Here is a 23,397-nt window from a genome sequence, read left to right as displayed (position 1 = left end):
AGAGATACCGAAAAATGAAAAAAAAAGTTCTAATGTTAAGCGCGCTGGCGCTGAGTCTTGGTATGGCACTGACGCCTGTCAGTGTTCTCGCAGCAGAAACGGCCTCTTCTACCAGTCAGCAATTACCCAGCTTGGCTCCTATGTTAGAAAAAGTGATGCCTTCTGTTGTCAGTATCAGCGTTGAAGGCAGCACTACGGTAAAAACGCCGCGCATGCCGCAGCAGTTCCAGCAATTCTTTGGTGATGATTCACCGTTCTGCCAGGACGGTTCGCCGTTCCAGAGCTCGCCAATGTGTCAAAACGGTGGCGGCAGCGAGGGGGGCAACGCGCCAGATACCCAGAAAGAAAAATTCCGGGCTCTGGGTTCAGGCGTGGTCATTAATGCTGAAAAAGGCTACGTGGTAACCAATAACCATGTGGTAAACGACGCCACTAAAATTCAGGTGCAGCTCAGCGATGGTCGCCGTTATGACGCTAAAGTGATTGGTAAAGATCCCAGCTCTGACATCGCGTTAATTCAGCTGCAAGATGCCAAAAACCTCACTGCTGTGAAAATTGCTGACTCTGATAATTTACGCGTGGGTGACTACACCGTCGCCATCGGCAACCCTTACGGCTTGGGTGAAACCGTAACATCGGGCATCGTTTCAGCGCTGGGTCGTAGCGGATTGAACGTAGAAAACTACGAAAACTTTATTCAGACCGATGCGGCGATTAACCGTGGTAACTCCGGCGGAGCGCTGGTCAATCTCAACGGTGAACTGATTGGGATTAACACCGCAATTTTGGCACCAGATGGCGGTAATATCGGTATCGGTTTTGCTATCCCAAGTAACATGGTTAAAAACCTCACCGGACAGATGGTGGAGTTTGGTCAGGTGAAACGCGGTGAACTGGGCGTTATGGGCACCGAGCTTAACTCTGAACTGGCAAAAGCGATGAAAGTGGATGCCCAGCGCGGTGCATTTGTTAGCCAGGTGCTGCCCAATTCCGCCGCAGCAAAAGCGGGTATCAAAGCGGGCGATGTCGTGGTGTCGATGAACGGTAAGCCATTAACCAGCTTCGCTGCGCTGCGTGCCGAAGTAGGTACATTACCGATTGGTACAACCTTGAAACTGGGCTTGTTGCGTGACGGTAAACCCATGGACGTTTCCGTGCAGTTGCAGCAAAGCACGCAGGATAAAGTGCAATCCGCCATCATTTACACCGGTATTGAAGGCGCCGATCTCAGCAACAGCGACACCAGTGATAAAGGTGTGCGTATCGATAATGTTAAGCCGGGCAGCTCAGCTGCGCGCATTGGCCTGAAGAAAGGCGATGTGATCATGGGCGTGAACCAGCAAAGCGTCGCTAATCTGGGCGAACTGCGCAAGATCCTCGACAGCAAGCCCTCCGTGCTCGCGCTTAACGTGAAGCGCGGCGACAGTAACCTTTACTTGCTGATGCAGTAAAAATTCACGATTATCTGATTCAGGCGGGCTTTGGCCCGCCTTTTTTGTACCCATGCGCTAACCGATCAGAATGTGATGGCCGCCGCAAAATGAGTAAATGACACTCTGGCTCTGTGCAGTTGCACAATGTTCTGTGCGTAACCTACGCGTATTCTGTCATTCCCCTCTTTGTCAGGAGTAATGGATGGCTACCTATCACCTCGACGCTCGACTAGCCCAAGATATTGTGGCACGCACCATGAGAATTATTGATAGCAATGTCAACGTCATGGACGCACGTGGACGGATTATTGGCAGCGGTGATCGGGAGCGTATTGGAGAATTGCACGAAGGCGCTTTGCTGGTGCTCTCTCAGGGACGGGTGGTAGACATTGATGAAGCGGTAGCTAAGCATCTGCACGGCGTCAGGCCAGGCATAAATCTGCCACTGCGTATTGATGGCGATATCGTTGGAGTGATCGGACTGACCGGCGAGCCAGTCGCGCTGCGTCATTATGGCGAGCTGGTGTGTATGACTGCAGAAATGATGCTGGAGCAGGCGCGCTTGCTGCACATGCTGGCACAGGACAGCCGTTTACGTGAAGAGCTGGTGCTTAATCTGATTCGCAGCGATACCTTATCGCCACAGCTAACCGAGTGGGCGCAGCGGCTGGGCATCGATCTTAATCAGCCACGTGTCGTCGCAGTCGTGGAAGTGGACAGCGGACAGCTCGGCGTTGACAGTGCCATGTCCGAACTGCAACAGCTGCAAACGCTGCTTACTACGCCGGAGCGCGATAACTTGATCGCTATTGTTTCGTTAACAGAAATGGTGGTGCTGAAACCGGCACTTAATCCGCACGGACGTTACGATCAGGAAGACCACCGTAAGCGTGTTGAACAGCTTTTGCATCGTATGAAAGAGAGCGGACAAATACGTATGCGCATCGCCTTGGGTAACTTTTTTACGGGGCCTGGTAGCATTGCGCGATCTTATCGTACCGCTCGCACTACCATGATGGTCGGTAAACAGCGGATGCCGGATGTAAGAAGTTATTTTTATCAGGATTTAGTGTTGCCGGTATTGCTGGATAGTTTGCGTGGTGGATGGCAGGCGAACGAGCTGGCGCGGCCGTTGGCGAAGCTTAAAAGCATGGATAATAACGGCTTGTTGCGCCGTACATTAATTGCCTGGTTTACCCATAACGTACAACCGAGCGCCACGGCGCGGGCGCTGTTTATACATCGTAATACGCTGGAATATCGATTGAACCGTATCTCTGAATTAACGGGGCTTAATCTGAGCCATTTTGACGATCGGCTGTTGTTGTATGTGGCCCTACAGCTTGATGAGCAGGGCGGCTAGCCCGCTTTTTGACGGCAAACGCAGCAAGCCGCTGCGTAGCGATGTTGGAAGAAACCATGTGTATTAAGGGTTATTCGGCCGAAAATAAAAAAGGCCAGCGTCAGCCAGCCTTTTATATTAGAGCGGTGAGATTAACGTGAATTACGGGTTAATTTATCAAGGTCTGATTCAATTTCTGTGATCTTGTGTGAAACCACGCTTTCTAAATGACGCAAGTCATCAAGAATTTTACGTTTCAGATCAACTTCTACCTGATCGCGCTGGCAAATTTGATCTAATTCATCAATCACATAGCGCAGATTCGGGCTGATTTCCTGAACTTCTTTGTAACCCTGACTCGCGTGATCGGCAACCACGGTTTTACGCTGACGTGGGTATTTAAACTTGACGCTTTTAGCGAAGAATTCACCTTTATCTTTGCGAAAGTAAATCTTCAGAATGTCGTTGTTTGCTTCCTGACGCAGGCTGTAACGGTCGATATCGTCGGGATTATTGATGCCTAAGCTTTTAAGATTGTCGTACATAGCGTTGTTTCCACCAAGATTGAGAAGCGCGCAGATGTGTTCATGACTTAACAACTGTAGACATTAATAACAGGATGAACATTGCGCGACAGGATTTAACTGGCGCGGATTATGAACTGTTTGAAAAACAAACGCACCTGTTAATTCGTGGCGCGAATCAGGATGTTGGGCGGGAAGTGTAAAGAAAAGATGACGGGCTGATTTCCAGCCCGTCTGATGCTTTATTCGATGGTACGCAACAGTTCGTTGATGCCTACTTTACCCAAGGTTTTCGCGTCAACTTTCTTAACGATTACGGCACAGTACAAGCTGTAACTGCCATCTTTAGACGGCAAGTTACCGGAAACCACTACAGAACCTGCTGGTACGCGTCCGTAATGCACTTCACCGGTTTCACGATCGTAAATCTTGGTGCTTTGTCCAATGTAGACGCCCATTGAAATCACAGCGCCTTCTTCTACGATCACGCCTTCTACGATTTCTGAACGTGCGCCAATGAAGCAGTTATCTTCAATGATGGTTGGGTTTGCCTGCAGCGGCTCCAACACACCACCAATACCAACGCCGCCTGACAGGTGAACGTTTTTACCGATCTGCGCGCAAGAACCCACGGTCGCCCACGTATCAACCATTGTTCCTTCGTCAACGAAAGCACCAATGTTGACGTAAGAAGGCATCAACACGGTATTACGTGCAATGAACGCGCCCTGACGAACGGCTGCGGGCGGCACCACACGGAAACCGGCTTCTTTGAAGCGCGCCTCATCCCAACCGGCAAATTTCATTGGCACTTTGTCATAAAAACGCGTTTCAGCGCCTTCCATAACCTGGTTGTCATTGATGCGGAATGACAGCAGTACCGCCTTCTTCAGCCACTGATGCGTTATCCATTCGCCGTCAATCTTTTCAGAAACGCGCAGCGCACCGCTGTCCAGTAATGAGATAACTTGATTGATGGCATCACGGGTTTCGGTATCGACATTGTTCGGTGTCATGTCGGCGCGACGTTCGAAGGCGGATTCAATAACGCTCTGTAACTGTTGCATGTTTTTTTCCTGATTTGTCGTGTTCAGTGCCGGGTAATGACCCGATACAAGTAAAGAGTTTTAATTTCACAAATCGATTGCGGTCACACTTTATCGTTTGGATTAAGGGTTTCTGTCAACCGTTGTTGCAACGCTTTGCGCATTTCCTCATCAAGCGCCAGGCGATCGCTGTTTGCTAAAATAAACAAATCTTCGACGCGTTCGCCAATGGTGCTGATGCGTGCGCCGTGCAGTGAGACGCCGAGATCGGCGAACACTTCACCTACGCGTGCCAACAAGCCCGGCTGATCGAGCGCCACCAGTTCAAGATAACTGCGCCGATCGGTGTGCGTAGGCAGGAAGTTGACTTCGGTATCAACGCTAAAGTGTTTCAGCTTGGCGGACTGACGGCGAGTGCGTGGCGGAACCCAATCTGATTGGGTAATCGCCTGTTCCAGCGCTTGAATGATGATGGGGTGACGATCCGGTGCCAGTGGGCTGCCGTCCGGTTCCAGCACAATAAACGTGTCCATTGCCATGCCATCGCGGCTGGTAAAAATTTGTGCATCGTGAACGCTGAGGTTACGGCGATCCAGTTCGCCAGCAACCGCCGCGAATAGGTGAGGGCGATCCGGACTCCAGATAAAAATCTCAGTGCCGCCGCGCGTGGCTTGCGGGCTGACCAATACCAACGGTTTAGTCAGATCGTGTCCCATTAAATGTCGAGCGTGCCAGGCAATTTGGTTTGGCGTATGTCGCAGGAAATAATCAGCGCGACAGCGATTCCAAATCTGGTGCAAACGTTCTTCATCGATATTGTCCATGCGCAACAGGGCCAAAGCCTGTAGGCGATGATGGCGTACGCGTTCGCGCAGATCCGGGCTATTTTCCATACCGCGACGCAGCTGTTTTTCCGTCGCAAAGAACAGTTCTCGCAATAAACTCTGCTTCCAACTGTTCCATAAACTTTCATTGGTTGCGCAGATATCCGCTACGGTCAAACACACCAGATAGCGCAGGCGGTTTTCGTTTTGCATGATTTCAGCAAACTGTTGAATAACAGTAGGATCCTGAATATCACGACGTTGGGCGGTGACTGACATCAACAAATGATGGCGCACCAGCCAGGCCACTAATTGCGTTTCACGCGAATTGAGCCCATGCAGTTCGGCGAAATCGAGTGCGTCCTGCGCGCCGAGAATCGAATGATCGCCGTTGCGTCCTTTGGCGATATCGTGCAGCAATGCTGCCATCAGCAGCAGTTCTTGCTGCGGCAGACGCGGCCACAGTTCGACGCACAGAGGATGTTGCGGGCGCGTTGCTTCGTTGGCAAAGCTTTCCAGTTTCTGCAACACGCGAATAGTATGTTCATCAACGGTGTAAGCATGAAACAGGTCAAACTGCATTTGCCCGACGATATGTCCCCAAAGCGGCGTATAAGCCCACAGCACGCTATGGCGATGCATAGGAACCAGCGCACGGCTAACAGCGCCTGGATGGCGCAAAATGGCCATGAACAGCTGACGCGCTTCGGGAATCTGACACAGCGGTTGCTTAAGATGACGACGTGCATAACGCAAATGGCGCAAGGTTGTGGAGTAGATACCTTTGATATTTTCGTTGCGTACCATCACATAGAACATGCGCAGAATCGCCTGCGGCTCGCGACCAAACAGGGTTTCATCGCGCAGATCGATCAAGTCACCGCGTAGCTGGAAATCATCATCTATTGGACACGGTTTTTCACTGGTAGAAAGGGCTAAAATCGCTTCATCGAACAGTTGAAGCAGCATGTGGTTCAGTTCGCTGATGCGACGGGTGACGCGATAAAAATCTTTCATCATGCGTTCAACCGGCTCGTTGCCTTCGCCTTGATAATTCAGGCGCTGAGCCACGCTTAGCTGGCGATCAAATAACAAACGGTTGTCATAACGCGTCAGCGAGAGGTGCAGGGCGAAGCGGATGCGCCAGAGAAAATCCTGACATTCATTGAGTTCGTTGCGCTCAACCTCCGTGAGGAAGCCAAACCCAACCATTTCATCCAGCGTGGTGGCACCGAAATGGCGTCGCGCAACCCATTGCAGCGTGTGAATATCGCGTAATCCGCCGGGGCTACTTTTAATATCGGGTTCAAGGTTATAACTGGTGCCGTGGTAGCGTTTATGACGCTCTTGCTGCTCTTCAATTTTGGCGGCGAAGAAATCAGAGGAAGGCCAGAACCCATCGCTGAAGACATTTTTTTGCAATTCAAGAAAGAGCGCGACATCGCCAGTCAGCATGCGTGATTCAATCAGGTTGGTGGCGACAGTCAGATCGGACAAACCCTCCAGCAAACACTCTTCCAGCGTTCGGACGCTGTGACCGACTTCAAGTTTGAGATCCCACATCAGGGTCAGCAGTTCGCTGGTGCGCTGCGCCGCCTGTTCGTCGAGTGGCTGACGGCTGAGGATCAGAACATCAATATCGGAAAGGGGGTGCAGTTCGGCGCGCCCATAACCGCCTACCGCAACCAAGGCGATAGACTTCATGCTGTCAAAACCAAAGAAGCGCCACAAACGACGCAGCAGGCGATCGATATACAACGTACGCGCATCGATCAATGTTTCAACCGCTTCACCTGCGTCGAACGCCGCAGCTAAATATTGCTGAAAATTCTCCAGCCGCTGTTTTAACAGTTCGCGTGTTAGCTGGTCATCATCCCAATGCGCGGGGGAATCTTTTAGGCCATTTTTAACATCATCCGACAGGCTCACACTCATGCAGCTCTTCTCTTCTTTAGCCATAAAAAAACCGGCATAGCGCCGGCCTTTTCTTAAGTGGGGGAATCACCCTTCGTTGACTAACACTGCAGGAATGGTGTCGTCTTTACGCAGGGTTAAAATCTCACAGCCGTTTTCCGTCACCACAATAGTATGCTCGTACTGTGCGGACAAGCTGCGATCTTTGGTTTTCACCGTCCAGCCATCTTTCATGGTGCGGATGCGGTAATCACCCGCGTTGACCATCGGTTCAACCGTGAAGGTCATGCCCGCTTGCAGCACAACGCCGCTGTCGTCTGCATCGTAATGTAATACTTGCGGCTCTTCATGGAAGCCTTTGCCAATGCCGTGACCACAATATTCACGTACTACGGAGAAGTCGTTCGCTTCAACATATTTTTGAATAGCGCGGCCCAGCTCGCGTAAGCGAATGCCTGGCTTGATCAGGCGCAGCGACAGATAAAGGCTTTCCTGAGTGACGCGGCACAGACGCTCGCCCTGAATAGTCGACTTGCCAACAAGGAACATTTTTGAGGTGTCTCCGTGATACTCATTTTTGATCACGGTGACGTCAATGTTAATGATATCTCCATCTTTCAGGGGACGATCATCGCTGGGAATACCATGACACACAACTTCATTGATAGAGATGCACACGGATTTCGGGAAACCGTGATAGCCGAGGCAAGCGGAAATCGCGTGCTGCTCGTTGGTGATGTAGTCGTGACAGATGCGATCCAGCTCGCCAGTGGTGACACCCGGCTTTACGTGCTGTTCAATCATCTCCAGCACCTCGGCAGCCAGACGGCCCGCGACGCGCATTTTTTCGATTTCTTCAGGGGTTTTTATTGAGATTGCCATTAAATTAATCCGCATTTGTCGAAAATATCGACAATAATAAATTCTGTGCTGTCATGTTAGCAGCCAGCAAATGGGCTGCCAAATAGAGAACGCGCTGGCCTGAGTTAGCGAACTATTATTGGTGTCTCGGGCGTGATTATGGTATAAAGCGCGCCGACGATTCTCTGTACGACCGTTTTGGTCGGCAGGAAACGCATAACTCTCATTATGTGTAATAAAACACACATGTATCGACACATACGCCGGGGTGCCTTGTAAGAGGTCGGTTGTATGGGATACATGGAGGCCCAACCCCAATCACTCATAGAGGTAATCATGGCAACTGTTTCCATGCGCGACATGCTCAAGGCTGGTGTTCACTTCGGTCACCAGACCCGTTACTGGAACCCAAAAATGAAGCCATTCATCTTTGGTTCACGTAATAAAGTTCACATCATCAACCTTGAGAAAACTGTACCAATGTTCAACGACGCTCTGGCTGAACTGAACAAGATCTCTTCCCGTAAAGGTAAGATCCTGATCGTTGGTACTAAGCGCGCTGCTGCTGAAGCGGTAAAAGAGTCTGCACTGAGCTGCGACCAGTTCTTCGTAAACCACCGCTGGTTGGGTGGCATGCTGACTAACTGGAAAACTGTTCGTCAGTCTATCAAACGTCTGAAAGACCTTGAGACTCAGTCTCAGGACGGTACTTTCGACAAACTGACCAAAAAAGAAGCGCTGATGCGCGCTCGTGAACTGGCCAAGCTGGAAAACAGCCTGGGCGGTATCAAAGATATGGGCGGTTTGCCGGATGCACTGTTTGTTGTCGATGCTGACCACGAACACATCGCAATCAAAGAAGCAAACAACCTGGGTATCCCAGTATTTGCTATCGTTGATACCAACTCTGATCCAGATGGCGTTGATTTCGTTATCCCTGGTAACGACGATGCGATCCGTGCTGTAAGCCTGTACCTGACTGCCGTTGCGACCACTGTTCGCGAAGGCCGTTCTCAGGATCTGGCTGAGCAAGCTGAAGAAGCGTCTTTAGAAAACGCTTAATAAGGTTTGCTCTGCATAAGAGCCCTTAGTATTCAGATGTGATCTGTAAGGGGCCAAGATTGGCCCCTTTATTTTATCTAAGTCTGTAACGCCCCCATTGGGAAGGCGGGACAGAGTAATCTTTCCGCAATAAGTGCCTGCTAGTGCAAATGTACACAGGTACGAACCGAGGATTCTGGAATGGCTGATATTACCGCTGCATTGGTAAAAGAACTGCGCGAACGTACTGGCGCAGGCATGATGGATTGCAAAAAAGCGCTGACTGAAGCGAATGGCGACATTGAGCTGGCAATCGAAAACATGCGTAAGTCTGGCGCAATTAAAGCAGCGAAAAAAGCAGGCAACGTAGCTGCTGACGGCGTGATCAAAACCAAAATCGTTGGCAACTACGGTGTGATTCTGGAAGTCAACTGCCAGACCGACTTTGTCGCTAAAGATGGTGGTTTCCAGGCATTCGCAGACAAAGTTCTGGAAGCTGCTGCGACCGACCGCGTTACTGATGTTGAAGTTCTGAAAGCGCAATTCGAAGAAGAGCGCGTGGCGCTGGTTGCTAAAATCGGTGAGAACATCAACATTCGTCGCGTTGCGATCCTGGAAGGCGAAGAGCTGGGCAGCTACCTGCACGGCGCACGTATTGGCGTTCTGGTTTCAACCAAAGGCGCTAACGAAGAGCTGATTAAGCAGATCGCTATGCATGTTGCAGCGAGCAAGCCTGAGTTTGTTAAACCAGAAGACGTATCTTCTGAAGTGGTTGACAAAGAATACCAGGTTCAGCTGGACATCGCGATGCAATCTGGCAAGCCAAAAGAAATCGCAGAGAAAATGGTTGAAGGCCGCATGAAGAAATTCACCGGCGAAGTTTCTCTGACCGGTCAGGCTTTTGTTATCGACCCAAGCAAAACTGTTGGCCAGGCTCTGAAAGAGCAGGGCGCTGACGTTATCAACTTCATCCGCTTCGAAGTGGGTGAAGGCATTGAGAAAGCTGAATCTGACTTCGCTGCAGAAGTTGCAGCAATGTCTAAACAGTCTTAATGTTCTGAAAGAACCGCCAGAAGGCGGTTCTTTTTTGTCTGTGATTTGCAACAGATACATTTTCAGTCTCATCCCAATAGCAATTTCATTGCGGTAAGCGGATGATCGATCAGATTTTACTTCTCCTTTTCATCATATCTTCCAGGAAGAATTGCCATGGCGACCAACGCAAAACCTGTTTATCAACGTATCCTGCTAAAACTGAGTGGCGAAGCACTGCAAGGCGCCGAAGGTTTTGGTATTGACGCGAGTGTGCTTGACCGCATGGCACAAGAGGTGAAAGAGCTGGTCGAACTGGGCATCCAGGTTGGCGTCGTGATTGGCGGCGGTAACTTGTTCCGTGGTGCTGGTCTTGCACAAGCTGGCATGAATCGCGTTGTAGGCGATCACATGGGCATGCTGGCGACCGTGATGAACGGCCTGGCGATGCGTGATGCGCTGCACCGTGCATATGTTAATGCGCGCCTGATGTCTGCAATTCCACTGAATGGCGTGTGTGACAATTACAGCTGGGCCGAAGCTATCAGCCTGTTGCGGAATAACCGTGTTGTGATTTTCTCTGCGGGTACGGGTAATCCTTTCTTCACCACTGACTCTGCAGCTTGCCTGCGCGGCATCGAGATTGAAGCCGACGTGGTATTGAAAGCGACCAAGGTTGACGGCGTTTACTCAGCCGATCCAGTGAAAAATCCCGATGCGACACTTTACGAACAATTGACCTATGCTGAAGTGCTGGATCAAGAGCTGAAAGTGATGGATCTTGCTGCCTTTACGCTGGCGCGTGACCATAAATTGCCGATTCGCGTCTTCAACATGAATAAGCCTGGCGCGTTGCGCCGCGTAGTGATGGGTGAAAAAGAAGGTACCCTGATTACGCATTAATACCCGAGGCGAGATAAAATAAGGTATATTCTGTCAGCGCGGTGACAATTCATCGCGCACCAGTCAGGATTATCGATGATTATCGATCCCGCTTCCGGTTATGCCGGAACTGGCCAGGTCAAACCGAATCCAAGGGTTTCAACGTGATTAACGACATCAAAAAAGATGCTGATACGCGCATGGACAAATGCGTGGAAGCATTCAAAAACACCATCAGCAAAATACGCACGGGCCGTGCTTCACCTTCGCTGCTCGACGGTATCATCGTCGAATATTACGGCACGCCGACGCCGCTGCGTCAGCTGGCTTCTGTTACCGTAGAAGACTCACGCACGCTGAAAATCAACGTGTTTGATCGCTCACTCGGCCCAGCCGTTGAGAAAGCGATCATGACGTCTGATCTCGGTCTGAACCCAAGTTCAGCCGGTACAGACATCCGTGTTCCGCTGCCTGCGTTAACCGAAGAACGTCGTAAAGATTTGATTAAAATCGTGCGCGGCGAAGCCGAGCAGGGCCGAGTGTCGGTACGTAACGTCCGCCGCGATGCCAACGATAAAATCAAAGCATTGCTGAAAGATAAAGAGATCAGCGAAGACGACGAGCGTCGTACGCAAGACGAGATTCAAAAAATGACCGATGCACACATCAAGAATGTTGATGCTGCTCTGTCAGAAAAAGAGAAAGAGCTGATGGATTTCTAATCCCATCACTGCCAGACAAAACGCCGTACAGATGAAGTATTCTCTCGAATACGCTATCTGGCGGCGTTTTACATTGTGCTTCTTAGCACGGCCTTTTTGACTCCACATGGACAGCATAATGAAGCGACTAACTCTGCTAGGTTCAACCGGTTCGATTGGCGTCAGTACGCTGGCGGTAATTCGCGCTAATCCAGATTTATATCAGGTAACCGCATTAGTTGCCGGCCGCAACGTTGATTTGATGGCTGAACAGTGCGCAACTTTTCAACCACGCTATGCGGCGATGGCCGATGAAACTTCAGCAGCGGCGCTGCGTGAACGACTGAGAGCACTCAAGGTAAATACCGAAGTGCTCTCCGGCGTTCAGGCGGCTTGCGAACTGGCGGCATTGGACGACGTCGATCAGGTCATGGCGGCGATTGTGGGTGCATCGGGCTTACTCCCCACGCTGGCCGCTATTCGCGCCAGTAAAACTGTCCTGTTGGCGAATAAAGAATCCCTTGTCACCTGCGGCCGTTTGTTTATGGAGGCTGTACGCCAACATAACGCGCAATTACTGCCCGTCGACAGCGAGCATAACGCCATTTTTCAGAGTTTACCGGCTTCCATCCAGCATCAGTTAGGTTACGCTGACCTCCAGGATAATGGCATTGAGTCGATTATTCTTACGGGATCAGGTGGTCCTTTTCGTGACACGCAATTAACCGATCTGGCGGGTATGTCGCCCGATCAGGCATGTGCACATCCGAACTGGTCAATGGGGCGAAAAATCTCTGTTGATTCAGCCACCATGATGAATAAAGGTCTTGAATACATTGAAGCCCGTTGGTTGTTTAACGCTAGCGCAGCGCAGATGGAAGTGATTTTGCATCCGCAATCGGTCATTCACTCCATGGTGCGTTACTGCGATGGGAGCGTGTTAGCCCAGCTGGGTTCTCCCGATATGCGTACGCCGATTGCTCACAGCATGGCGTGGCCAGCGCGTATCAAGGCGGGCGTCACGCCGCTGGACTTCACCCGCATGTCGGCGTTGACATTCGCAGAACCCGATTATGGTCGCTATCCGTGTTTGAAACTGGCCATTGATGCCTGTGAAGCCGGACAAGCGGCGACCACCACGCTTAACGCCGCCAATGAGGTTGCCGTCGCGGCTTTCCTGAGTCACCAGATCCGCTTTACTGATATTGCGGCACTTAATAGTGAGGTGCTGGCAGCGCAAACGTGTCAGGAACCGGATTCGGTGGACGCAGTCCTTGAAATCGATCGCATAGCGCGCAAAGTTGCAACAGAAATGTTGCCGCGCGTCACGTCATTACGTTGATCGCGCCGAGGCTGTTTGTTCACTTCCGGTGAAACTGGTATAGTCGCTGGCTCGCGTTTCACGGTCTGACACCGAATTCGGTGTGGCCCGACATAGAGTGTCGGGATTTGTACCGAGCGCAATGTATTCAGAAACCACAGCATTTCTGATGAAAGGAATTGATTACGCGTTATGTCGTCTAACAATCAAAACAACACCGATGACCAACAGGGAAACGGTCCACGTCATGTTGCTATCATTATGGATGGCAATGGTCGCTGGGCTAAAAATCAGGGAAAATTGCGTATAACCGGTCACAAAGCCGGTGTGAAGTCGGTACGACGTGCCGTTAGCTTTGCTGTCAGCAACAATTTAGAATCCTTGACGCTGTACGCCTTCAGTAGCGAAAACTGGAGCCGCCCAGCGCAAGAGGTGACTGCCTTAATGGAATTGTTTGTCTGGGCACTCGACAGTGAAGTGAAGAGCCTGCACAAACACAATGTTCGTTTACGTATTATCGGCGATATTAGTCGTTTCAGTGCCCGCATCCAGGAACGTATTCGTCGTTCTGAAATGCTGACTGAAAATAACGATGGTTTGACCCTTAACATTGCCGCCAACTATGGTGGGCGTTGGGATATCATCGAAGGCGTAAAAAAACTGGCAGAACAGGTTCAGGAAGGATTATTACGTCCTGACCAAATTACCGAAGAGAATCTGGCACCGCACCTGTGTATGCAGGATCAAGCGCCAGTGGATTTAGTGATAAGGACCGGGGGAGAGCATCGGATTAGCAACTTCCTGCTGTGGCAAATTGCCTATGCTGAATTCTATTTTACCGATGTTCTTTGGCCTGATTTCGATGAACACGTTTTTGAAGGTGCACTGAATGCATTCTCTCTGCGGGAGCGACGCTATGGCGGCGCTGCACCAGGCGGCGCCTGAGCAATCTGGGGGTAACCTTTGCTGAAGTCTCGTCTGATTACCGCGTTTATTCTAATACCGCTGGTGATTGCTGCGCTGTTCTGGTTACCGCCCGTTGGTTTTGCGATTACAACCATCATTATCTGCATGCTGGCCGCCTGGGAATGGGGGCAGCTTGCGGGCATGGCATCCCGTCAACAACGCATCTGGTTAGCCGTACTTTGTGGCTTATTGCTGTCGCTGATGCTTTTTACACTTCCCCCCTATCAGCATGATGTCCATCTGCCGCAGGTGGAAATTTCTCTTTGGGCGTCATTAGTGTGGTGGGTTGTAGCGCTTTTACTGGTGCTCTGTTATCCCGCTTCTGCAGCATTATGGCGTCATTCGCGCCCGCTGCGCCTACTGTTTGGCATCTTAACCATTATCCCCTTCTTCTGGGGCATGCTTGCACTGCGCCAATATCATTACGACAGCGATCACTTCGCGGGAGCCTGGTGGCTGCTGTTTGTTATGTTTCTGGTATGGGGTGCGGATTCAGGTGCGTTTATGTTCGGCAAACTGTTCGGTAAACATAAGCTGGCACCAAAAGTTTCACCCGGTAAAACCTGGGAAGGCTTTATTGGTGGTCTGATTTCTTCAGCCATCATTGCATTATTATTTGCTAGTCTGGCGCCGTTGAGCGTGCCTGTCGGTACGCTGGTCATTTGCGCCGTCATCGCGACATTAGCATCGGCGCTGGGTGATCTCACCGAGAGCATGTTCAAACGTGAAGCGGGTATTAAAGACAGTGGCAATTTGATTCCTGGCCACGGTGGTATTCTTGACCGCATTGATAGTCTGACCGCAGCCGTGCCGGTTTTTGCCTGTTTATTGCTATTGGTGTTCCGCACCCTCTGAGGACAGGCAAAGATGTTGAGCATACTCTGGAGTTTCGTCGCCTTTATCGTTGCACTTGGCGTATTGATTACCGTGCACGAATTTGGCCATTTTTGGGTAGCGCGCCGTTGCGGTGTGCACGTTGAACGTTTCTCTGTTGGCTTCGGTAAAACACTGTGGCGACGTCAGGATCGTCACGGCACCGAATTTGTTATTGCTCTTATTCCCCTTGGCGGTTACGTCAAAATGCTCGACGAGCGCGTCGAGAGCGTTCCTGCGGAGCTGCGCCATCAGGCTTTTAATAACAAAGCTATATGGCAGCGCGCCTCAATTATTGCGGCAGGTCCTGTCGCAAACTTCATCTTCGCTATCCTGGCTTACTGGGTTGTGTTTATTCACGGCGTACCCGGTGTGCGCCCAGTAATTGGTGAAATATTAAACGGATCGGTCGCTGCTGAAGCGCAAATTGCGCCGGGTATGGAACTTAAGGCCGTTGACGGTATCGAAACGCCTGATTGGGATGCTGTGCGTATGGAGCTGGTAGGAAAAATCGGCGACAGCGCAACCACGTTAACGGTGGCGCGTTTTGGTGAACAGGCAACTCAGCAGAAACAGCTTGATCTGCGTAACTGGCATTTTGAGCCTGATAAGCAAGATCCGATTGTGGCATTGGGTATTCGACCACGTGGACCGCAGCTTGAAACTACGTTGGCAGAAGTGCAGGCGAACTCCCCAGCCAGTGAAGCTGGTTTGCAAGCTGGTGACAGGATCGTTAAAGTCGATGGTCAGCCATTATCGCAGTGGCAGGTTTTTGTCACACAGGTGAGAGATAATCCTGGCAAAAGCATGGCACTTGAGGTTGTTCGTAATGGTGAATCGGTGCAGTTAGCCATGACACCTGAAGCGAAGCCGGGAGCAAAAACGGAAGGATTTGCGGGTGTGATCCCACGTATCATTCCGCTGCCGGAAGAATATAAAACGGTACGACAGTATGGCGCGTTCGCAGCTGTTGGTGAGGCCAGTGTAAAAACCTGGCAACTGATGAAGCTAACTGTTTCCATGCTGGGCAAGTTAATAACCGGTGATGTGAAGTTAAACAATCTGAGCGGGCCGATTTCTATCGCGCAAGGTGCAGGATTGTCAGCAGAGTACGGGATGATTTACTACCTGATGTTCTTAGCGTTGATTAGCGTCAACCTTGGCATCATCAACCTGTTCCCTCTCCCGGTTTTAGATGGTGGGCACTTGCTCTTTCTGGCGATCGAAAAGATCAAAGGTGGACCGGTGTCCGAACGAGTTCAGGACTTTAGTTATCGCATTGGCTCAATCTTGCTGGTGTTGTTAATGGGGCTTGCACTTTTCAATGATTTCTCACGTCTGTAATAGCTGGATAGCGGATAGACGAGGGATGTGTTAGGAAAACGCATAATAACGATGGCGATGAAAAAGTTGCTCATAGCGTCGCTGCTGTTTAGCAGCGCCACCGTTTACGGTGCAGACGGTTTCGTGGTGAAGGATATTCATTTCGAAGGGCTGCAGCGAGTCGCCGTCGGCGCGGCTCTGCTGAGCATGCCGGTACGGGTTGGCGATACGGTGTCTGACGATGACGTCAGAAATACGATTCGCTCGCTGTTCGCTACTGGCAACTTTGAGGATGTTCAGGTCCTGCGAGACGGTAATACGCTGATTGTCCAGGTCAAAGAACGTCCTACCATTGCCAGCATTACCTTCACCGGTAACAAAGCGGTGAAAGAGGATCAGCTCAAACAGAATCTTGAAGCATCAGGTGTTCGTGTCGGCGAAGCGCTGGACCGCACCATGCTCTCTTCAATCGAGAAAGGACTTGAAGACTTTTACTACAGCGTCGGTAAATACACCGCCAGCGTAAAAGCGGTCGTTACGCCGTTGCCACGCAACCGTGTCGACTTGAAGCTGGTGTTTACTGAAGGTGTTTCTGCAAAAATTCAGCAGATAAACATCGTTGGTAACAAAGCGTTCAGTTCCGATGAACTCATTTCACGTTTCCAGCTGCGCGACGAAGTGCCGTGGTGGAACGTGGTAGGCGATCGCAAATATCAGAAACAGAAACTGGCGGGCGATCTTGAAACCCTGCGCAGCTTCTACCTTGATCGCGGTTACGCACGCTTTAATATCGACTCAACGCAAGTGAGCCTGACGCCAGATAAAAAAGGCATTTACATCACCGTGAACATCAACGAAGGCGATCAGTACAAGATTGCTGGCGTGATTGTGAATGGCAGCATGGCGGGCCACTCGGCAGAAATCGAACATCTGACCAAAATCCCTGCGGGCGAGCTGTATAACGGCACCAAAGTGACGCAGATGGAAGATGATATCAAAAAGCTGCTGGGCCGTTATGGTTATGCCTATCCGCGCGTTGTTACACAGCCGGAAATTAACGATGCTGATAAAACAGTAAAACTGCATATTAATGTCGACGCCGGCAACCGCTACTACGTGCGCAATATTCGCTTTGAAGGGAACGACACGTCGAAAGACTCCGTATTGCGCCGTGAAATGCGTCAGATGGAAGGTGCATGGCTGGGCAGCGATTTGGTCGATCAGGGTAAAGAGCGTCTGAACCGCACCGGCTATTTTGAGACAGTTGATGTCGATACGCAGCGCGTGCCGGGTTCTCCTGATCAGGTCGACGTGGTTTATAAAGTTAAAGAGCGTAACACCGGTACCTTCAACTTTGGTGTGGGTTACGGGACGGAAAGCGGCGTCAGCTTCCAGGTTGGCGTCACGCAGGACAACTGGCTTGGCACCGGTAATACTGTCGGTATCAGCGGTACCAAAAACGATTACCAGACCTATGCCGAGTTCTCGCTTACCGATCCTTATTTCACGGTTGATGGGGTGAGCTTAGGCGGTCGTCTGTTCTATAACGACTTTAAAGCTGACGATGCTGATCTCTCCGACTACACCAACAAAAGTTACGGTTTAGACGGTACGCTGGGCTTCCCGATTAACGAGAACAACACGCTGCGCGTGGGATTAGGTTATGTACACAACGACCTGTCTAACATGCAACCACAAGTTGCTATGTGGCGTTATCTCGACTCGGTTGGTAAACCACAACAGCTTAACGATGAAGGTGATTTCTCTGCGGATGACTTCACCTTTAACTATGGTTGGACGTACAACACGCTGGACCGCGGCTTCTTCCCAACCGCAGGTAACCGCACTAACCTGAATGGTAAAGTCACTATTCCAGGTTCTGATAACAGCTTCTATAAAGTGACGCTGGACAGCCAACAGTACATGCCGATCAACCAAGATCGTACTTGGGTGCTGTTAGGTCGTGGTCGTGTAGGCTACGGTGACGGCTTGGGTGGCAAAGAATTGCCATTCTATGAGAACTTCTATGCGGGTGGTTCAAGTACTGTGCGTGGTTTCCAGTCGAATACGATTGGTCCTAAAGCCGCGTATTTGAACGATAACTCGTCTACTTGTTCTGGCACGAACAAAATCTGTAATTCAGATGATGCTGTAGGTGGTAACGCAATGGCGATCGCCAGCCTTGAGCTGATTACACCGACGCCGTTCCTGAGTGAGAAATACTCTAACTCAGTGCGTACTTCACTGTTTGTTGATGCCGGTACCGCATGGGATACCAAGTGGGAAAATACTGACGATACACGCGCTGCTGACGTGCCGGACTACAGCGATCCAAGTAACATTCGTGTATCAAGCGGTATCGCTTTGCAATGGATGTCGCCGTTGGGTCCGCTGGTGTTCTCTTACGCCCAGCCGATCAAGAAATACGAGGGAGACAAATCAGAGCAATTCCAGTTTAACATTGGTAAAACCTGGTAATGTTCTGAGCATGGATGCATAAGCTAGAGTATTGCCGCCGGGCAGCTGCTAACAGCTGTTCCGGGGCAAACACTGTGTCGCTGACACAAACGTTGATGGTAAGGAGTTTATAGTGAAAAAGTTGTTGTGTGCCGCCGGTCTGGGTCTTGCTTTAGCGGTTTCCGCTGGTGTTCAGGCTGCTGACAAAATTGCAGTGGTAAACGTGTCCAGCATTTTCCAACAGTTACCGCAACGTGCGACTGTTGCTAAACAGCTGGAAAATGAGTTCAAAGGCCGTGCAACCGAGTTGCAAAGCCAGGAGCGCGATCTGCAGACTAAAATGCAGCGCCTGCAGCGTGACGGTTCTACCATGAAGGCCAGCGAACGTAGCCGCATGGAAAAAGACGTCATGTCACAGCGTGAAACCTTCTCAACCAAAGCGCAGGCTTTTGAGCAAGACAATCGCCGTCGTCAGACGGAAGAGCGTAACAAACTGCTGAGCCGTATTCAGGACGCAGTGAAGAAAGTTGCTGATGACGATGGTTACGACGTAGTCATCGACGCTAATGCTGTGGCTTACGCTTCAAACGCGAAAGACATTACTGCAGACGTGCTGAAACAGGTTAAATAATCGATGTCATCTATTCGACTGGCTGATTTAGCCCAGCAGTTGGATGCAGAATTGCACGGAGATGGCGATATCGTCATCTCCGGCATTGCTTCTATGCAATCCGCCACAACTGGCCAAATCACTTTTCTTGCAAACAGCCGTTACCGCGAGCAACTCGCCCTGATTAAGGCCTCAGCCGTGGTGCTGACGGAAGCGGATCTGGAGTGGTGCAACTCGGCAGCGTTGGTGGTGAAAAATCCTTACCTGACCTATGCGCGTATGGCGCAGCTGCTTGATACTACACCTCAGCCAGCCCAAAACCTCGCTCCCAGCGCCGTCATCGATCCCAGTGCAAAATTAGGCAACAACGTTTCAGTTGGTGCTAATGCGGTGATCGAGTCAGATGTTGAACTGGGTGATAACGTTGTTATCGGCGCAGGCTGTTTTGTGGGTAAAAAAACACGCATCGGCAGCGGTACGCGTTTATGGGCCAACGTTTCTATCTATCATGAGATTCAAATTGGTCAGGATTGTCTGATTCAGTCAGGCACAGTAATTGGTTCCGATGGTTTTGGTTACGCTAACGATCGCGGCAATTGGGTGAAAATCCCACAGCTGGGTGCGGTAATTATCGGCGATCGCGTCGAAATTGGGGCTTGTACCACCATTGATCGCGGCGCCTTGGATAACACTCTAATCGGCAATGGTGTTATCATAGACAACCAATGTCAGATCGCCCACAACGTGGTTATTGGTGACAATACCGCTGTTGCAGGTGGTGTGATCATGGCGGGTAGTTTGAAAATTGGTCGTTACTGTATGATTGGCGGTGCCAGCGTCATTAACGGCCATATGGAAATCTGTGACAAGGTGACCGTGACCGGTATGGGCATGGTGATGCGTCCTATTACAGAGCCTGGTGTATACTCCTCAGGCATTCCGCTACAACCTAACAAAACCTGGCGTAAAACTGCAGCGCTGGTGATGAACATCGATGAAATAAGCAAACGCTTAAAAGCCATCGAACGCAAAGTCGGTAAAGACTAAGCGGCATCCCAAACCTGCCCGGCTTTCATAATAAAAGTGTTAAGCAGGAAGCCAGGCGCCACGGAACCTATTTGCGGCCTGCGGAAGATCATGTTGATCTGTGCAGGCCGTGTTATTGATGTCATCAGATTTTTAGGACAGGAAGAGTATTTTGACTACTGAAACTCATACTCTGAAAATTGAAGAGATTTTAGAGCTGCTGCCGCACCGCTATCCGTTTTTGCTGGTTGACCGTGTGCTGGAATTTGAAGAGCACAAATACCTGCGTGCAGTGAAGAACGTTTCCGTAAATGAACCGTTTTTCCAGGGCCATTTCCCTGGTAAACCGATTTTTCCTGGCGTTCTGATCCTTGAAGCGATGGCGCAGGCTACCGGTATTCTGGCGTTTAAAAGCGTCGGCAAACTGGAGCCGGGCGAGCTGTATTACTTCGCCGGTATCGATGATGCGCGTTTTAAACGTCCAGTCGTACCGGGCGATCAAATGATCATGGAAGTCACTTTCGAAAAAACCCGCCGTGGCCTGACTCGCTTCAAAGGCGTGGCGACCGTCGACGGTAAAATCGTTTGTGAAGCAACCATGATGTGTGCCCGCAGCCGGGAGGCATAATTCGTGATTGATCCAACCGCCAACATCCATCCCAGTTCTGTCATTGAAGATGGGGCCATTATTGGTCCCAATGTTCACATCGGCCCGTTCTGCTTTATTGGGGCAAATGTGGAGATTGGTGAAGGAACGGTACTTAAATCGCATGTGGTCGTTAACGGCCATACGCGCATTGGTAAAGATAACCAGATCTATCAGTTCGCCTCGATTGGTGAAGTAAATCAAGATCTGAAGTACGCCGGTGAGCCGACTCGCGTTGAGATTGGCGATCGCAACCGTATTCGCGAAAGCGTCACCATTCATCGTGGCACCATCCAGGGCGGTCACGTCACGACGCTGGGTAGCGACAACCTGCTGATGGTTAATGCGCATATTGCGCATGATTGCGTAGTCGGCAATCGTTGCATTTTTGCTAATAATGCAACCCTTGGCGGTCATGTAACCGTGGATGATTTTGCCATTATTGGTGGCATGACGGCCGTGCATCAGTGGTGCACTATCGGTGCACATGTGATGGTTGGCGGTTGTTCAGGCGTGGCACAAGACGTGCCCCCTTACGTGATTGCGCAGGGCAACCACGCGACACCGTTTGGTATCAATATTGAAGGTCTGAAACGCCGTGGCTTCAGTAAAGAGTCACTGCACGCGATACGCAATGCATATAAATTGCTTTATCGTAGCGGAAGAACGCTGGATGAAGTGAAGCCGGAAATTGAAGAAATCGCTAAGCAGCACAGCGAAGTGCAGCCATTCTATGACTTCTTTGCCCGCTCAACCCGTGGATTAATTCGCTAATTCATGTCATCGCGTCCTTTAACGATAGCCATAATCGCCGGAGAAACCTCCGGCGATATTCTTGGCGCAGGCCTGATTCGTGCGCTAAAAGCGCGTCATCCTAATGCCCATTTCGTTGGTGTAGCGGGTCCGTTGATGCAAGCGGAAGGCTGCGAAACCTGGTACGAAATGGAAGAGTTGGCGGTGATGGGAATTGTGGAAGTGCTGGGTCGCTTACCGCGCCTGCTAAAAATCCGCCGCGATTTAACCCAACGATTTATCGATCTTAAACCGGATGTGTTCGTCGGTATTGATGCACCGGATTTCAATATCACGCTTGAAGGACGATTGAAGCGAGCGGGGATCCGCACTATTCATTACGTCAGCCCATCGGTGTGGGCATGGCGGCAAAAACGTGTATTCAAAATCGGTCGCAACACCAATCTGGTGTTGGCATTTTTACCGTTTGAAAAAGCTTTTTATGATCGCTTTGATGTACCTTGCCGTTTCATTGGCCATACCATGGCTGATGCTATGCCATTACAGCCAGATAAGCTTGCTGCTCGCCGCTACCTGGGTATTGCTGATGATGCGCTCTGTCTCGCGCTATTGCCTGGTAGTCGTGGGGCAGAAGTCGAGATGTTAAGCGGCGATTTTCTAAGAACAGCCCAACTGCTGCGCGTGCAATATCCTGCGTTGGAAATTGTTGTACCGCTGGTCAACGCAAAGCGCCGTGAACAATTTGAGCTGATAAAAGCCGAAGTTGCCCCAGAATTGCCTATGCATCTGCTGGATGGCAAAGGACGTGAAGCAATGATTGCGAGCGATGCCGCATTGCTGGCATCGGGAACTGCCGCACTGGAATGTATGCTGGCAAAATGCCCCATGGTTGTTGGCTATCGCATGAAGCCTTTCACTTTCTGGTTGGCGAAACGGCTGGTAAAAACGCCGTATGTATCGTTACCCAATTTATTGGCCGGACGTGAACTCGTTAAAGAGTTGCTGCAAGATGAATGTCAGCCTGAAGCGTTGGCGGCGGCTTTAGAGCCGTTGCTGCACCCCGGTGTTGAGCGCGCCGAGTTGCTGAACAATTTCCATGAATTACACCAACAGATCCGCTGGAATGCCGATGAGCAAGCGGCGGATGCGGTACTGGAGATCGCTGATGTCTGATTTTATCTATCCTATTGCTAGCCTTATCGCGGGTGTAGACGAAGTCGGGCGTGGACCATTGGTTGGTGCGGTAGTTACCGCTGCGGTGATTCTCGATCCGGCGAAGCCGATCGTGGGTTTAGCTGACTCGAAAAAGTTATCCGAGAAACGTCGGCTGGCGTTGTATGACGAAATCAAAGAGAAGGCGTTGTCATGGAGTTTAGGCCGCGCTGAACCAGAAGAGATCGATCAAATCAACATTCTGCACGCCACCATGCTCGCGATGCAACGCGCAGTAGCGGGGTTGTCGATAATGCCCGATTATGTCTTGATCGATGGAAATCGCTGCCCGGCGTTACCCATGCCTTCGCAAGCAGTAATAAAAGGCGACAGCCTGGTGGCAGAAATTAGCGCCGCATCCATTATTGCTAAAGTGACGCGCGATCGTGAAATGGCCGAGCTAGATCTGCTGTTTCCGCAATATGGATTTGCTCAGCATAAAGGCTATCCAACTGCGCTGCATATGGAAAAACTGACGCAGTACGGTGCGACACCGCACCATCGCCGCAGCTTTGCACCGGTGCGTAATGTCCTTATCGACGCCGAAGTACTGGCTACGTGCCAGACAACCACGCTTTAATAGCCTGACACTGTTTTAATCGGAAACTGA

General features: G+C 50.7%; 21 protein-coding genes. 17 read left to right on the top strand and 4 right to left on the bottom strand.

The window, feature by feature from the left end; translation table 11 throughout:
- Nucleotides 1-14 precede the first annotated feature (14 nt).
- Nucleotides 15-1,451 carry a serine endoprotease DegP gene (degP, locus tag MUG06_RS10390; protein WP_243078553.1) on the top strand — a complete coding sequence of 479 codons (1,437 nt, stop codon included), beginning with the start codon at nt 15-17 and terminating at the stop codon, nt 1,449-1,451.
- Between the two features lie 184 nt (nt 1,452-1,635).
- Complete coding sequence (locus tag MUG06_RS10385; protein WP_243078552.1) at nt 1,636-2,796, top strand: CdaR family transcriptional regulator; 1,161 nt, start codon at nt 1,636-1,638, stop codon at nt 2,794-2,796.
- A gap of 131 nt (nt 2,797-2,927) precedes the next feature.
- Here MUG06_RS10385 and MUG06_RS10380 read toward each other — a convergent pair whose 3' ends face one another.
- The 4 genes from MUG06_RS10380 to map form a co-directional block, all read right to left on the bottom strand.
- The gene (locus tag MUG06_RS10380; RefSeq protein ID WP_215847575.1) at nt 2,928-3,320 is read right to left on the bottom strand and encodes a DUF3461 family protein; all 393 of its coding nucleotides are present in this window, start codon (nt 3,318-3,320) and stop codon (nt 2,928-2,930) included.
- Nucleotides 3,321-3,541: 221 nt separating this feature from the next.
- Nucleotides 3,542-4,366: a 2,3,4,5-tetrahydropyridine-2,6-dicarboxylate N-succinyltransferase gene (dapD, locus tag MUG06_RS10375; protein ID WP_243078551.1), complete on the bottom strand. Its 825-nt coding sequence runs from the start codon at nt 4,364-4,366 to the stop codon at nt 3,542-3,544.
- Nucleotides 4,367-4,449: 83 nt separating this feature from the next.
- On the bottom strand, nt 4,450-7,104 hold the full coding sequence (gene glnD, locus MUG06_RS10370; protein WP_215847573.1) for a bifunctional uridylyltransferase/uridylyl-removing protein GlnD: 2,655 nt from the start codon (nt 7,102-7,104) through the stop codon (nt 4,450-4,452).
- A 66-nt stretch (nt 7,105-7,170) separates the two neighbouring features.
- Nucleotides 7,171-7,965, bottom strand: coding sequence for a type I methionyl aminopeptidase (gene map / locus MUG06_RS10365; RefSeq protein WP_215847572.1), 795 nt, complete (start codon nt 7,963-7,965; stop codon nt 7,171-7,173).
- A 315-nt stretch (nt 7,966-8,280) separates the two neighbouring features.
- Between map and rpsB the strand changes: the two genes are divergently transcribed.
- The 15 genes from rpsB to rnhB all read left to right on the top strand — a co-directional run bounded on the left by rpsB (nt 8,281) and on the right by rnhB (nt 23,367).
- Nucleotides 8,281-9,006, top strand: a complete 726-nt coding sequence (gene rpsB / locus MUG06_RS10360; RefSeq protein ID WP_243078550.1) for a 30S ribosomal protein S2 — start codon at nt 8,281-8,283, stop codon at nt 9,004-9,006.
- Between the two features lie 180 nt (nt 9,007-9,186).
- Nucleotides 9,187-10,038: a translation elongation factor Ts gene (tsf, locus tag MUG06_RS10355; RefSeq protein ID WP_215847571.1), complete on the top strand. Its 852-nt coding sequence runs from the start codon at nt 9,187-9,189 to the stop codon at nt 10,036-10,038.
- A 156-nt stretch (nt 10,039-10,194) separates the two neighbouring features.
- On the top strand, nt 10,195-10,920 hold the full coding sequence (pyrH, locus tag MUG06_RS10350) for a UMP kinase (RefSeq protein WP_128084920.1): 726 nt from the start codon (nt 10,195-10,197) through the stop codon (nt 10,918-10,920).
- 143 nt (nt 10,921-11,063) lie between these two features.
- Nucleotides 11,064-11,621 carry a ribosome recycling factor gene (frr, locus tag MUG06_RS10345; RefSeq protein ID WP_243078549.1) on the top strand — a complete coding sequence of 186 codons (558 nt, stop codon included), beginning with the start codon at nt 11,064-11,066 and terminating at the stop codon, nt 11,619-11,621.
- Between the two features lie 118 nt (nt 11,622-11,739).
- Nucleotides 11,740-12,942, top strand: coding sequence for a 1-deoxy-D-xylulose-5-phosphate reductoisomerase (gene ispC, locus MUG06_RS10340; RefSeq protein WP_243078548.1), 1,203 nt, complete (start codon nt 11,740-11,742; stop codon nt 12,940-12,942).
- Nucleotides 12,943-13,113: 171 nt separating this feature from the next.
- The gene (ispU, locus tag MUG06_RS10335; RefSeq protein ID WP_243078547.1) at nt 13,114-13,866 is read left to right on the top strand and encodes a (2E,6E)-farnesyl-diphosphate-specific ditrans,polycis-undecaprenyl-diphosphate synthase; all 753 of its coding nucleotides are present in this window, start codon (nt 13,114-13,116) and stop codon (nt 13,864-13,866) included.
- A gap of 18 nt (nt 13,867-13,884) precedes the next feature.
- The gene (gene cdsA / locus MUG06_RS10330) at nt 13,885-14,742 is read left to right on the top strand and encodes a phosphatidate cytidylyltransferase (protein ID WP_215847568.1); all 858 of its coding nucleotides are present in this window, start codon (nt 13,885-13,887) and stop codon (nt 14,740-14,742) included.
- Between the two features lie 12 nt (nt 14,743-14,754).
- A complete protein-coding gene (gene rseP, locus MUG06_RS10325) occupies nt 14,755-16,104 on the top strand; it encodes a sigma E protease regulator RseP (RefSeq protein WP_215847567.1) in 1,350 nt (449 codons plus the stop codon).
- A 51-nt stretch (nt 16,105-16,155) separates the two neighbouring features.
- Nucleotides 16,156-18,561 (top strand): outer membrane protein assembly factor BamA, encoded by a 2,406-nt coding sequence (gene bamA / locus MUG06_RS10320; protein WP_243078546.1) that lies wholly within the window; start codon nt 16,156-16,158, stop codon nt 18,559-18,561.
- Between the two features lie 112 nt (nt 18,562-18,673).
- Nucleotides 18,674-19,171, top strand: coding sequence for a molecular chaperone Skp (skp, locus tag MUG06_RS10315; protein WP_215847565.1), 498 nt, complete (start codon nt 18,674-18,676; stop codon nt 19,169-19,171).
- A 3-nt stretch (nt 19,172-19,174) separates the two neighbouring features.
- A complete protein-coding gene (gene lpxD, locus MUG06_RS10310) occupies nt 19,175-20,197 on the top strand; it encodes a UDP-3-O-(3-hydroxymyristoyl)glucosamine N-acyltransferase (protein WP_215847564.1) in 1,023 nt (340 codons plus the stop codon).
- Nucleotides 20,198-20,348: 151 nt separating this feature from the next.
- On the top strand, nt 20,349-20,804 hold the full coding sequence (gene fabZ / locus MUG06_RS10305) for a 3-hydroxyacyl-ACP dehydratase FabZ (RefSeq protein WP_031375286.1): 456 nt from the start codon (nt 20,349-20,351) through the stop codon (nt 20,802-20,804).
- Between the two features lie 3 nt (nt 20,805-20,807).
- Nucleotides 20,808-21,596, top strand: coding sequence for an acyl-ACP--UDP-N-acetylglucosamine O-acyltransferase (lpxA, locus tag MUG06_RS10300; protein ID WP_215847563.1), 789 nt, complete (start codon nt 20,808-20,810; stop codon nt 21,594-21,596).
- A gap of 3 nt (nt 21,597-21,599) precedes the next feature.
- Nucleotides 21,600-22,748 carry a lipid-A-disaccharide synthase gene (gene lpxB / locus MUG06_RS10295; protein ID WP_243078545.1) on the top strand — a complete coding sequence of 383 codons (1,149 nt, stop codon included), beginning with the start codon at nt 21,600-21,602 and terminating at the stop codon, nt 22,746-22,748.
- Nucleotides 22,741-23,367, top strand: a complete 627-nt coding sequence (gene rnhB / locus MUG06_RS10290) for a ribonuclease HII (RefSeq protein ID WP_243078544.1) — start codon at nt 22,741-22,743, stop codon at nt 23,365-23,367. The genes lpxB and rnhB overlap by 8 nt, the downstream gene beginning before the upstream one ends.
- Nucleotides 23,368-23,397 lie beyond the last annotated feature (30 nt).

The organism is Pantoea sp. MQR6, assembly GCF_022761075.1.
Lineage (GTDB): Bacteria > Pseudomonadota > Gammaproteobacteria > Enterobacterales > Enterobacteriaceae > Pantoea > Pantoea phytostimulans.
This window is presented reverse-complemented; position numbering and strand designations above follow the sequence as displayed.